This is a genomic window from Acinetobacter sp. GW821-FHT01E09 (genome assembly GCF_059422385.1).
In genome coordinates this window covers 1,714,873-1,727,320 of the sequence record NZ_JBWKWU010000001.1, presented here as the reverse complement: position 1 = coordinate 1,727,320, position 12,448 = coordinate 1,714,873, and the positions used below count along the sequence as shown (strand labels likewise).

Below are 12,448 nucleotides of genomic sequence, written 5' to 3'. Positions count from 1 at the left end.
AATCATCTGATTCACTTTGAAAATAAAACGATGCATCCATCTTGATGTGAAAAGTCTAAATTTGCTTATTTTATTGAAAAAAATGGCTTTAGACTGCTCACATCATCTATTTAAAAACTATCCTATCACGCCTTTGGCTTTTAACTCATCAAGTTTTGCTGGAGAGATAATACGGCCTAAGATTGTTTGAGTATGTTCGCCTAATAAAGGAGGCGCATTTCTATACTCTACAGGTGTACGTGAAAGCTTAATCGGAGAACCGACCACAGTAAGTTTTTCACGTTGAGGATGTTGCATTTCTACCAGCATCTCTCGCGCAAGCACTTGAGGTTCATTAAAAGCTTGTTCTAGATTATTAATCACACCAACGGGCACTTTAGCAGCATAAATTGCACTTACCCATTCATCGGCAGTCTTGCTTAAAAAATGCTTTGATAAAATTTCTATCACTTCATCACGATGCTTAACACGATCTGCATTACGGGTAAATCGAACATCATTGGGTAACTCTGGCAAACCAATACTTCTACACAGTTGGATAAACTGGGTGTCATTACCACAAGCAATGATAAACTCTCGATCTGCGGCTTTAAATAATTGATAAGGCACAATATTGGCATGTGCATTGCCATAACGTACTGGCACTTTTCCAGATGAAAGATAATTCATTCCTTGATTTGCCATTGTGGCAATTTGCACATCAAGTAAAGCCATATCTATATGTTGCCCTAAACCTGTTACATGACGATTGAGCAAAGCAGCTTGTATGGCAATGGTTGAATATAGTCCCGTTGATAAGTCTGAAAATGCGACACCTACTTTTTGCGGACCACCACCGGGCAAATCATCTTTTTCACCCGTGATGGACATCAGTCCACCCATTCCCTGAATGATAAAATCATAGCCAGGTTCTGCTGCTCTCGGTCCATTTTGACCAAAACCCGTAATCGAGCAATAAACCAGTTTAGGATTAATTTCTGATAAAGAAGCATAATCCAAGCCATATTTTTTCAAAGAACCAGCTTTGTAGTTTTCAATGACCACATCGGTATCTTGAATAAGTGCTTTGATGAGTGCCTGTCCTTCAGGATTTGCAATATCTATTGCAACAGAAAGTTTATTGCGATTGGTCGACTGATAATAAGCGGCTTCTCGTGTCTCTTGTCCGACGTCATCTTTCATCCAAGGTGGTCCCCAAGAACGCGTATCATCACCTAGTTTCGGTCTTTCAACCTTAATCACTTCTGCGCCTAAATCGGCAAGAATCTGTCCACACCACGGTCCAGCCAGTACTCGACTTAAGTCAAGTACACGAATTCCATTTAAAGCACCCATGTTTATTCCACTAACCTTTGATTAATTTCCTACAGGAAAATTTATTTAACATAAATTTCGCATAGCGATATATATTTTTAATATACACAGAAAACTTTAAAAATAAAACTTAATTTTTTCATCAAAAGTGATGATTTTTATTCAACAAATATAGATTAATTAAATCAAATAATTAGCCAACTGAAAACAAGCACAATATACCGCATTGCGAAATTAATTTTCAAAATATATTGTTTTCTACTAATCCTTTGATTACTATCGCATCAATATGCAGGGTTTTAGCAACATCAGCTCGATGTTTTCAACATGTTGTACAAAGGACAAGACTATGATTCGAGATCAGGAAACACTCCAACAACTGGTAGATATGATTCGACAGTTTGTAGATGGTGTCCTTATTCCTCATGAGAATGAAGTCGCAGAAACAGATCAAATCCCTCAAGCCATCATTGAGCAAATGAAAGCTTTGGGTTTGTTTGGACTGACGATTCCAGAAGAATATGAAGGTCTTGGCTTGACCATGGAAGAAGAGGTGTCTATTGCTTTTGAACTTGGACGTACTTCGCCTGCCTTTCGTTCACTGATCGGCACCAATAATGGAATCGGTTCGAGTGGCCTGATTATTGATGGTACCGAAACTCAAAAATCATTTTTCTTGCCCCGTTTAGCACGTGGTGAAGTGATCAGTTCTTTTTGCCTAACTGAGCCAGATGCAGGCTCAGATACTGCCTCTTTGAAAACCAGCGCAGTAAAAGAAGGTGAGTTTTATATTTTAAATGGCACCAAACGCTTTATTACCAATGCACCTCATGCAGGGGTATTTACGGTGATGGCACGAACCAATCCAGACATTAAAGGTGCTGGTGGAATTTCTGCTTTTATCGTAGATCGCAAAACCGCAGGAATCTCTCTGGGTAAAACAGATAAAAAAATGGGGCAAAAAGGTGCGCATACCTGTGATGTGATTTTTGAAAACTGTCGGGTTCCTGCCTCAGCACTGATTGGTGGTGTCGAAGGTGTCGGATTTAAAACCGCAATGAAAGTCTTGGATAAAGGTCGTTTACATATCGCCGCAATCAGTGTCGGTGCTGCCATACGCATGTTAGACGATACCTTAAAGTTCGCCCTTGAGCGTAAGCAATTTGGACAAGCGATTGCTGAATTTCAACTGATTCAAGCCATGCTTGCTGACTCCAAAGCAGAAATTTATGCAGCGCAATGTATGGTTTTAGATGCGGCAAGACAACGTGATGCTGGGCGCAACGTCAGCACAGAAGCATCATGCGCAAAAATGTTTGCCACTGAAATGTGTGGTCGCGTGGCCGATCGCTGCGTACAGATTCATGGTGGCTCTGGCTATATCAGTGAATATGCCATTGAACGCTTTTACCGAGATGTACGTTTATTCCGTCTCTATGAAGGCACCACCCAAATTCAACAAATGATTATTGCGCGAAATATGATTCGTGCTGCGTCTTAATTAATTTTTAGGCACTTTAAAACGATTTGAAGTGCTGTAAATCAAATGTAGGTAATGGATTATGGCGACAAACTACAATACACATCTCTCTTCAATACAGCCTCATACTTGGAAAATTGCATTTATTTTTGCATTTTTAGCCTTGTTGGTGGATGGTGCCGATCTGATGCTGCTGTCTTATAGTCTCAACAGTATTAAGGCAGATTTTGGTTTAAGTTCCGTGCAGGCAGGTATGCTGGGTAGTTTTACCTTGGCGGGTATGGCTGTTGGTGGGATATTTGGGGGATGGGCATGTGACAAATTTGGTCGAGTACGGATCGTGGTTATTTCTATTCTCACCTTCTCACTACTTACATGTGGACTAGGCTTTACCCAAAGTTTTCTTGAATTTGGTCTATTACGCTTTTTTGCTTCTCTCGGACTAGGCTCGCTTTATATTGCCTGCAATACCTTGATGGCGGAATATGTACCTACACGTTACCGTACAACGGTATTGGGTACCTTACAAGCAGGTTGGACGGTTGGCTATATTGTTGCAACGCTACTCGCTGGATGGATTATTCCAGATCATGGCTGGCGTATGCTGTTTTATGTTGCCATTGTACCGGTGTTGATTGCTGTTTTAATGCATCTTTTGGTACCAGAACCACTCGCATGGCAACAGTCTCGTTTACAACAACCAACACGTGATAAAAACGCTGAGGAAACTTCAGCATTTAAACTGATTTTTAAAGATAAACGAAATCGTAATATGTTTATCTTGTGGGCGCTCACAGCAGGCTTCTTGCAATTTGGTTATTATGGGGTAAATAACTGGATGCCTTCATATCTAGAAAGTGAATTAGGCATGAAGTTTAAGGAAATGACCGCATATATGGTCGGTACCTATACCGCCATGATCCTCGGTAAAGTCCTTGCGGGGATGATGGCTGATAAATTTGGTCGTCGCTTTACTTATGCCTTTGGTGCGATTGGGACTGCTATTTTTCTACCACTGATTGTTTTTTATAACTCACCCAGCAACATTTTATATTTATTGATCGCTTTCGGATTTTTATACGGTATTCCTTATGGTGTAAATGCCACCTATATGACGGAAAGTTTCCCAACAGCGATTCGTGGTACAGCGATTGGTGGTGCCTATAACGTGGGGCGTCTTGGTGCAGCACTTGCGCCTGCAACGATTGGCTACTTGGCGTCGGGTGGTTCTATTGGTTTAGGTTTTGTGGTGATGGGAGCTGCTTATTTAATTTGCGGTGTTATTCCTGCCCTCTTCATCAAGGAAAAACTCTACGATCCGCAAAAATCGTAAAAGTAGACCTTGTAAAATCAGTTATCTCATTTTAAAGCCAGCTAAATCTAGCTGGCTTTTTTGTGGGTATCATTTTGAATTTGCTCATCAAGCAGCCCCTTTTTTGATGCTTTTTTATTTGATATTTTTACCCCAATAAATTAAAATACCGCCAAGCGAAATAGGATTTCTTTTTTATGAAAGATTTACAACGAGAGTCAATGGAGTTTGACGTAGTCATCGTAGGCGCAGGCCCTGCGGGTCTTTCTGCTGCGATTAAAATTCGTCAATTAGCGCTTGAAAACAATCTTCCAGACCTTTCCGTCTGTGTGGTTGAAAAAGGCTCTGAAGTTGGTGCGCATATCCTTTCTGGTGCTGTACTTGAACCTCGTGCAATCAATGAACTTTTCCCTGACTGGAAAGAACAAGGTGCACCTTTAAATGTACCTGTGACTGAGGACAAAACTTATTTCCTCATGTCTGCTGAAAAGTCACAAGAAGCACCGCATTGGATGGTTCCTAAAACCATGCACAACGATGGTAACTATGTTATTTCATTGGGTAATGTAGTGCGTTGGTTAGGTCAAAAAGCAGAAGAGTTAGAAGTTTCTATCTTCCCTGGCTTTGCTGCCTCAGAAATCCTTTATCATGAAGATGGTTGTGTAAAAGGCATCCAAACTGGTGATATGGGTATTGGTAAAGATGGTGAGCCAACGCATAACTTTACCCCTGGGTACGAGCTTCATGCAAAATACACAATTTTTGCAGAAGGTTGCCGTGGGCACCTTGGTAAACGTCTAATTGCTAAATACAACTTAGACCAAGATGCTGATCCGCAACATTACGGTATCGGAATCAAAGAACTTTGGGAAATTGACCCTGCAAAACATAAACCGGGTTTAGTGATGCATGGTTCAGGCTGGCCATTTTTAGAAACTGCGACATCTGGTGGATGGTGGCTATATCATGCTGATAATAATCAAGTAACTTTGGGAACATTCGTAGACTTAAGTTATACCAACCCACATGTATATCCATTTATGGAAATGCAACGTTGGAAAACACATCCACTGATCAAGCAATATCTTGAAGGTGGTAAGCGTATTTCTTATGGCGCACGTGCAGTTGTTAAAGGTGGCCTAAACTCACTACCTAAATTAACCTTCCCAGGCGGTTGCTTAATTGGTGATGATGCTGGTTTCTTAAACTTTGCTAAAATCAAAGGCTCTCATACTGCGATGAAATCAGGTATGTTGTGTGGTGAAGCTGTATTTGAAGCAATCCAAGCAGGTCATGAGAAAGGTGGTGATTTAGCGGTTGCGCGTGTGGCTGAAGGCGAAGATTTCTTTGCCAAAGAATTGACTGCCTATACTGATAAATTCAACAACAGTTGGTTAAAAGAAGAGTTACATCGTTCGCGTAACTTTGGTCCAGCAATGCATAAATTCGGTTTATGGATGGGTGGTGCATTTAACTTTATCGATCAAAATATCTTTAAAGTACCATTTACCCTACATGACCTTGCACCTGACTTTAGTGCATTAAAAACTGTAGATGCTGCGACATTTAAACCGACCTATCCAAAGCCAGACGGAAAATTAACCTTTGATCGTTTATCTTCTGTATTTGTATCCAATACCGTACATGAAGAGAATCAGCCAGCTCACTTAAAGCTGACAGATGCTTCTATTCCAGTCAATGTCAACTTACCGAAATGGGATGAGCCTGCTCAACGCTACTGCCCTGCTGGTGTTTACGAGATTATGGAAAATGATGATGGTTCTAAGCGCTTCCAGATTAATGCTGCAAACTGTGTTCACTGTAAGACCTGCGACATCAAAGATCCATCTCAGAATATCACATGGGTAACACCGGAAGGTGGTGGTGGGCCTAACTATCCAAATATGTAAGCTGGATACTTAGGACGATGCTTTAATGCTGCTCACCACTAAACATGCGAGTGTTTAGATAATTTTGTGTGGCATTAACAGCGTCTTTTACCCCAATTTGTTGAGTGATATAAGCTCTTCATTTTCATTATTTAGGTAAGCTTAGTTCCCTAGGGAGCTAAGCTTGAAAGACAAAATAGAATAAGTCTTGGCTCAAATTAAGTTGACTATAACTTAATTTTGCACTTTAATTTTATTGATTAAAAGACACAAATGATTGAAAAAATGATGAAATTTAAAATTAAAAAACTGCTGTATCCTCTGATTATTCTTACATTGTTCCCCACTACACTTGTATTTGCAGAAAGTTTTGAAGCGCTACTCGAAAAAGCCAACAATGGGGACGTAAAAGCGCAATACCAAGTGGGTTATCTTTATAGCAGTGGCAATCAGGGTGTGTCCTTTGATGAAGAAAAAGGTGTTTTTTGGTTTAAAAAAGCCGCTGAAGCGGGTGATGCAAAATCTCAACTTAGTTTAGCAATGAGTTATTTATGGGGATCAGGTGTCGGTAAAAATTCCCGTAAAGGTATTGAATGGCTGACCAAATCTGCAAATCAGAACAATGCCATGGCACAATACAATTTAGCTGAAGAATATTCAGATGGGAAAAATATAAAGAAAGATCAAGATCTTGCAAATTATTGGTATCTTAAGTCGGCTGAAAATGGTGATGTGTCAGCACAATTTAAATTGGGATCTCTATACTTAGATGGAAATTCAGGTCTACCTCAAGATATCAACAAAGCGAAAGCATGGTTAAAAAAAGCCGCAGATCAAGGCTATGAATTAGCGCAACGACAATTGGCTGCACTATGATTGAAGACAATAAAACGACCAACTTACTAATTTATAATATTGATTTTTAATGATTATTTATTTTGACTGATGCTTTTTTAAAGCAGCGGTTTTACAACATTTAAGACCTCATGACTTTTAACAATTAAACAAATACATTGATCAAAAATGGCTTTTGAATTTTGTATAAATTCATCTTCCATCGCATCTAAATGTAAGTGGCTTTCCTTTTGGACTTTTTTGTACAAGGCAAATAAATCATGCTTATACTTAGACTTACAACTGAGATTGAAGTCCTTGAGTTCTTGCTCGAGTTCTAAACGCATATTTTCAATAAAATGCTGACGTGAAGCTTTATTATTCTGAATATAAAATAAGCGTGTTTGTTCATAAGTTCCTTTATGAAATATCATTTCATAAATTTTCATCGTAATACTTACCTATAGATTCGTATTATTACTCTTAAAATACAACTCATACAAATGCATTATTTAATAAAATTTATCTGAGTCCGTATTGAGATAATATATTTTCTGTCTTTTATAAATATCTTTATCCATTGCTTTTTTATTCAGCCTTAAAAACTCCTATTTCCCTTGGGGAAAGGAAATAGGATCAAGGCATCAAGAATCTTTAAAAAAAGATCTCCCTCTAATTCTGTAGAATTTATCACATTAATCTTCAACTAATCAATACTCCATCAACATAAAAACAGACAGTTCTGTATATTTTTGTTTAAAAAATATTCATTCGCAACCAAAGTGACTTGTTTATTTACATCGGCGTTTAAAGTTTAATCAAATTAAATTGTAGAGCTGGATAGATTCAAATTGTTGCAATGCTAAAACCAATGATATTATAAAGGTGTATTTGAATATCATGTATTAAACTATTACAAATATAAAACATTCCTAATATGCCTAAAGCACATCCAAGGCCTTGCTATAAGCTGATGGTGTTCATTTTTTTAAGCCTAGAAGTATTTTGGTTTTATTAAACAGCTCAACATACTTACTTTTAAATGATTTCAATATCTATTCGGAAGCATATTGAGGGCTTTTCTTTTTTTTAGATTAACAATCAAATTTTAATTATTTTTACCATAAAAATTAACACTCTAAACTCAGCCTAATTTTTTAGAAAACCAAGTCGACACGTATGTCTCATAAAAATCTGTTTACAACACTTTCCATTGCATTATTCAGCCTTTCAATTTCAGCATGTAATAATAATGATTCCGACCATTCAAATACTGTGGTGGAAACCAAGAAACAACCAAACATTTTATTCATCATGGCAGATGACTTAGGCTATTCGGATTTAGGCGCTTTTGGTGGAGAAATACACACTCCAAATATTGACGCACTGACCAAAGAAGGTCGGATTTTAACGGACTACCATACTGCCCCGACCTGCTCACCAACGCGTTCGCAATTAATTTCGGGTACAGACCATCATTTAGCTGGCATTGGTGCTATGGCTGAGCTCACACCTGCTCACTTAAAAGGCCAACCGGGCTATGAAGGCTACTTAAATGAGCGCTCACTCTCAATTGCAGAAGTGCTTAAAGATAATGGCTACCGAACCTATATCAGCGGAAAATGGCACCTCGGTTTAACCCCTGAAACCAACGCACATGTAAAAGGCTTCGATCACTCATTTACGTTATTACAAGGTCTAGATTTACACTTTAAACAAGCGCCTAGTGCCTACAAACGTAATGCCACCTATACAGAGGATGGTAAAGTTGTTCCAATTTCAGCCTTACCCGATGATTTTTTCTCAACCAATTACTTCACCGATAAGCTAATTAGTTATTTAGAGTCAGGTAAAAATTCAGGAAAACCATTCTTTGCCTATGCTGCTTACACCGCACCTCATTGGCCATTACAAGCCCCAACAGAATATCGTGACCGTTATCGTGGCGTGTACGATGCTGGTTATGATGTGATTCGTAATGGTCGTATTGCCCGCCAAAAACAACTTGGTCTAATTCCAGCCAACTTTACTGCAGCCGAACCGATTGCGACACAAAATGCACCACAAAAATATGGCAAATGGAATGAACTGTCCGCAGAGCAAAAAGTCTTAGAAGCGCGCAGAATGGAAATCTATGCGGGTATGGTCGAAAATCTTGATGCCAATATTGGACGCGTGATTGAGTATTTAAAACGCAATAACTTATACGACAATACTTTAATTTTCTTTGTTTCAGATAATGGGGCTGAAGGCTTTATCCGTGGTAATTATGGAGCCGAATCAGGTTTTGATAATCGGGTGAGTAATGTCGGTACATCCAGTTCTTATCACTATGTCGGTCCGCGTTGGGCTGAAGTCAGTGCTGCGCCTTTCCATTTATGGAAAGATACTGCGGGTGAAGGTGCAACCACAGCACCAGCCATTGTTAAACTTCCTCATCAAAACAAAGCGCAAGCAACCTATCATGGTTTTGCTTCAGTGCTCGATGTTTTCCCAACTGTTTTAGATTATGCCAATATTGTCGTCCCACAAGGTCAATATAAAGGCCGTCAGATTAATACCCCAAGTGGTTCCTCATGGAAATCGGTGCTTGAAAATAAAGCACAGGCGATTCGCCCTGTAAACTTTAGTTTTGCCGATGAATTGCATGGCAGTAAATATGCGCGTCAAGGCGAATGGAAAATTGCTTTACAAGGTAAAGCAGAGCTAGGAACGGGAACTTGGGAATTATATAACTTAAAAAATGACCGTGGTGAAACCCAAAACCTTGCACAAAATAATCCAGAAAAACTACAGGAACTACTTGATGTGTATAACAAATATACCCAACAAAATGGAGTCAAGGAATACAACATTCAATGAAGTTTAGTCCCCTTTTAATTGCACTGTGTAGCCTGTTTCTTGTAACAGGCTGCAATAAGGTTACGCCCGACTCGCATCATTCTCCCAAACAAAGCAGTAAAGCTTCTACACAGCTTGGTTCATTGCAGCAATGCGAACACTATTCAGGTTTACCTGATGCATGGCAAAAAAAGCCAACAGCGGGGATGGTTTGGATTGCCAAAGGCTCATTTCAGCTCGGCTCCGATAAAGCCTATCCCGATGAACTTAATTTTGGGCAAAAACAACGTCAAGTTGAGGGTTTCTGGATCGATCAAACCGAAGTGACTGTGGCGCAATTTAGCAGTTTTGTAAAAGCCACAGGCTATATAACCGATGCAGAGCAACAGAAACAGGCGGCTGTATTTTCACCAGATGCCAATCAGCCTAATCAGTGGTGGCAACTCAAATCTGATTACACTTGGAAAACGCCTAATGGCGCTTCGGGTCAAGCTCCACGCCCTGCTGAACCTGTTCGCTATGTGACCAAAAATGATGCTGAACATTATGCAGTTTGGTTAGGACGAGATTTACCTACTGAACCAGAATGGGAATATGCTGCCAAAGCAGGTTCAACAGTCGATACGCCACTGCATCAAGCGCCTCAGGATGCCCATCAACATCCACAAGCCAATTATTGGCAAGGTGAATTTCCATTGCATAATTCTGTAGAAGACCATTTTGCAGATGTGGCACCTGTCGGTTGCTACCCTGCCAATGCGTTCCAATTGTTCGATATGATTGGTAATGTTTGGGAGTGGACCTCTTCTGTATATCAAGGCGCGCATGATCAACATATGGGAAATTATACGGATCTGCGTCAGCAAAGCATCGCAGCAACCCAATATGTGATTAAAGGTGGTTCTTTCTTATGTGCTTCAAGTTATTGCTCTCGTTATCGAAATAGTAGTCGTTATCCGCAAGAGTTTGATTTGGCTGCAACGCATGTGGGGTTTAGAACAGTATTACGCCCCCATCAATGAGACAAGGATGGGTTAAAATCTAAAGATGTAGCGAATTTATACACTTAAATATAAATTTGCCTGCTTTAAAAAAGAAAGGTTGAATAGAACAAAGCAACACTTAACCACTTTCGCTAAAAATCAGTGCTTATACACGTTTACGTTTTTCAATCATCTTGCCAAATACCAATCCCAATTCAAACAACATCCACATTGGAATTGCCAGCATGATCATCGAAATAGCATCTGGTGGCGTGACAAACATCGCAATAAAAAAACAGCCCACAATAATAAAGCGTCTTTTTTCCACCAGCGTTTGCGTGCTGACCAGACCGATTAAAATCAATACCAGTGTAATAATTGGAATTTCAAAAGTGACCCCAAACACCAAAAAGAGTTTTAAACAGAAACTTAAGTAACTGTTAATGTCCGTCATTGGCGCAACGGTATCGGGTGAAACACTGATAAAAAAATGCAGAATCGAAGGCAATGCAATAAAATAGGCAAAGGCAATTCCTGAATAAAACAAGCAAATACTGCTCAATAACAATGGCAATGCCAGATTCTTTTCTTTTTCATACAACGCAGGTTTAATAAATGCCCAAATCTGATAAATAATAAAAGGCATCGCCAGCATTAGCGCAATAAAGAAATTCAGTTTAAAAGGTGCCATAAATGTTGCAGTTACATCTGTAGCAATCATGGTCGAACTGGCAGGTAATTGGGCACGCAATGGTTCAGATAACATTGAATAAGTTCTGTTTGCAAATGGCAACAAACAGAAAAAAAGCACAATCAATACCCCGATAATTTTAAACAAATGCTGACGCAACAGCATCAAATGTCGGGTGATCGGCATTGCTTCAAGCTGAGTCGCTTCTTCAGAAGCTTGCTCTTGCAGCTGCGGTATCATTGACGTCATACGGCCACCTTCAATTGCGATATTGATTTGGAATGAACAGGAACAATGCTGAGTTTGTCATCATTAGATTTAGCCTGTTTTAGCCAAATACTTGGCAAATAGACAGTAGGAATATCACGTGAGACAGGTTGATAAATCTGCTTCACCCTCAGCTGGGCTATTTGCTGTTCTTTTAATTGCGGTTGTTCTAATTGCTGTTTCTTTAATAGCGCTGGCGCTTGTTCTGGCTGTATAGCATCTCCAGGCATAGCCGATAATTGCTGTAGCTCATGCATCTGCGCCTGCATTTTTTGTTCTAATTCTTGAATACGCCGCATCTCATTCTGCATCTGTTCACGCAATTCGGATAAGCGTAATTCACGGTCAATGTCGTTCTGAACATTGCTGATGAGACGTTTCAATTTACTGTACCATTTCGCAACAAAACGCGCAGCTTCAGGGAGTTTATCTGGCCCTAACACCAACAGCGCAATAACCCCAAAAACCAATAATTCAGAAAATCCGACATCAAGCATGTGTTAATTCTCCAGTTTTAGTGCTTTACCGTAGAGTTCACATCAGTATTACTATTTTGATGTTCCTGTGCTCTTGGTTCATTCAGTGCAGCAGTGGTTGTTTCATCATCTTGAATTGATTTTTTAAAATCCTTCACCGCACCGCCGACATCTTTACCTAAATTTTTTAATTTAGATGTGCCAAAAAGTAAGATCACCACAATTGCAAAAATAAGTACGTGCCAAATCGATAATCCAGCCATGGTTTTTTACTCCTGATATTCTTGTGTTATTTCATTATGTGTACATAGACAGCTAAACCATGCACTACTGAAGAAAAGACGCGATAGCAATAGCATCT

Annotated in this window: 11 protein-coding genes; 6 read left to right on the top strand and 5 right to left on the bottom strand. The window is 39.5% G+C overall.

Going from position 1 to position 12,448, the window contains the following annotated elements:
• Positions 1–117 precede the first annotated feature (117 nt).
• Entirely contained in the window at positions 118–1,335 is a 1,218-nt protein-coding gene (locus AC07U8_RS07880; RefSeq protein ID WP_494737642.1) for a CaiB/BaiF CoA transferase family protein, read from the bottom strand.
• Positions 1,336–1,663: 328 nt separating this feature from the next.
• Here AC07U8_RS07880 and AC07U8_RS07875 point away from each other — a divergent pair, with 328 nt between their 5' ends.
• The 4 genes from AC07U8_RS07875 to AC07U8_RS07860 all read left to right on the top strand — a co-directional run bounded on the left by AC07U8_RS07875 (position 1,664) and on the right by AC07U8_RS07860 (position 6,871).
• Entirely contained in the window at positions 1,664–2,815 is a 1,152-nt protein-coding gene (locus AC07U8_RS07875) for an acyl-CoA dehydrogenase family protein (RefSeq protein WP_494737641.1), read from the top strand.
• A 61-nt stretch (positions 2,816–2,876) separates the two neighbouring features.
• Positions 2,877–4,127 carry an MFS transporter gene (locus AC07U8_RS07870; RefSeq protein WP_494737640.1) on the top strand — a complete coding sequence of 417 codons (1,251 nt, stop codon included), beginning with the start codon at positions 2,877–2,879 and terminating at the stop codon, positions 4,125–4,127.
• 176 nt (positions 4,128–4,303) lie between these two features.
• Entirely contained in the window at positions 4,304–6,016 is a 1,713-nt protein-coding gene (locus AC07U8_RS07865) for an electron transfer flavoprotein-ubiquinone oxidoreductase (RefSeq protein WP_209826412.1), read from the top strand.
• Between the two features lie 264 nt (positions 6,017–6,280).
• Positions 6,281–6,871: a tetratricopeptide repeat protein gene (locus tag AC07U8_RS07860; RefSeq protein WP_315077247.1), complete on the top strand. Its 591-nt coding sequence runs from the start codon at positions 6,281–6,283 to the stop codon at positions 6,869–6,871.
• Between the two features lie 77 nt (positions 6,872–6,948).
• On the opposite strand, the gene AC07U8_RS07855 is transcribed toward AC07U8_RS07860, so the two are convergent.
• Positions 6,949–7,278 (bottom strand): hypothetical protein, encoded by a 330-nt coding sequence (locus AC07U8_RS07855; RefSeq protein ID WP_096733796.1) that lies wholly within the window; start codon positions 7,276–7,278, stop codon positions 6,949–6,951.
• 730 nt (positions 7,279–8,008) lie between these two features.
• Here AC07U8_RS07855 and AC07U8_RS07850 point away from each other — a divergent pair.
• Complete coding sequence (locus tag AC07U8_RS07850; RefSeq protein ID WP_494737639.1) at positions 8,009–9,691, top strand: arylsulfatase; 1,683 nt, start codon at positions 8,009–8,011, stop codon at positions 9,689–9,691.
• A complete protein-coding gene (locus tag AC07U8_RS07845; RefSeq protein ID WP_494737638.1) occupies positions 9,688–10,692 on the top strand; it encodes an SUMF1/EgtB/PvdO family nonheme iron enzyme in 1,005 nt (334 codons plus the stop codon). The genes AC07U8_RS07850 and AC07U8_RS07845 overlap by 4 nt, the downstream gene beginning before the upstream one ends.
• A 127-nt stretch (positions 10,693–10,819) precedes the next feature.
• Here AC07U8_RS07845 and tatC read toward each other — a convergent pair whose 3' ends face one another.
• From tatC to tatA, 3 genes are read right to left on the bottom strand one after another with little or no spacing between them, the layout of a single operon-like run.
• On the bottom strand, positions 10,820–11,593 hold the full coding sequence (tatC, locus tag AC07U8_RS07840) for a twin-arginine translocase subunit TatC (RefSeq protein WP_096733793.1): 774 nt from the start codon (positions 11,591–11,593) through the stop codon (positions 10,820–10,822).
• Positions 11,590–12,108 carry a Sec-independent protein translocase protein TatB gene (gene tatB, locus AC07U8_RS07835; RefSeq protein ID WP_494737637.1) on the bottom strand — a complete coding sequence of 173 codons (519 nt, stop codon included), beginning with the start codon at positions 12,106–12,108 and terminating at the stop codon, positions 11,590–11,592. Before tatB ends, tatC begins: the two co-directional genes overlap by 4 nt.
• Before the next feature lie 17 nt (positions 12,109–12,125).
• Entirely contained in the window at positions 12,126–12,350 is a 225-nt protein-coding gene (tatA, locus tag AC07U8_RS07830) for a Sec-independent protein translocase subunit TatA (RefSeq protein ID WP_494737636.1), read from the bottom strand.
• Between the last annotated feature and the right edge of the window lie 98 nt (positions 12,351–12,448).

Excerpts from the sequence above, each read along its gene's own strand:
- AC07U8_RS07865 (WP_209826412.1), top strand. The coding sequence starts at position 4,304 with ATGAAAGATTTACAACGAGAGTCAATGGAGTTTGACGTAGTCATCGTA.
- AC07U8_RS07880 (WP_494737642.1), bottom strand. The coding sequence starts at position 1,335 with ATGGGTGCTTTAAATGGAATTCGTGTACTTGACTTAAGTCGAGTACTG.
- tatA (WP_494737636.1), bottom strand. The coding sequence starts at position 12,350 with ATGGCTGGATTATCGATTTGGCACGTACTTATTTTTGCAATTGTGGTG.
- AC07U8_RS07870 (WP_494737640.1), top strand. The coding sequence starts at position 2,877 with ATGGCGACAAACTACAATACACATCTCTCTTCAATACAGCCTCATACT.
- AC07U8_RS07860 (WP_315077247.1), top strand. The coding sequence starts at position 6,281 with ATGATGAAATTTAAAATTAAAAAACTGCTGTATCCTCTGATTATTCTT.
- AC07U8_RS07845 (WP_494737638.1), top strand. The coding sequence starts at position 9,688 with ATGAAGTTTAGTCCCCTTTTAATTGCACTGTGTAGCCTGTTTCTTGTA.
- tatB (WP_494737637.1), bottom strand. The coding sequence starts at position 12,108 with ATGCTTGATGTCGGATTTTCTGAATTATTGGTTTTTGGGGTTATTGCG.
- AC07U8_RS07855 (WP_096733796.1), bottom strand. The coding sequence starts at position 7,278 with ATGAAAATTTATGAAATGATATTTCATAAAGGAACTTATGAACAAACA.
- AC07U8_RS07850 (WP_494737639.1), top strand. The coding sequence starts at position 8,009 with ATGTCTCATAAAAATCTGTTTACAACACTTTCCATTGCATTATTCAGC.
- tatC (WP_096733793.1), bottom strand. The coding sequence starts at position 11,593 with ATGACGTCAATGATACCGCAGCTGCAAGAGCAAGCTTCTGAAGAAGCG.
- AC07U8_RS07875 (WP_494737641.1), top strand. The coding sequence starts at position 1,664 with ATGATTCGAGATCAGGAAACACTCCAACAACTGGTAGATATGATTCGA.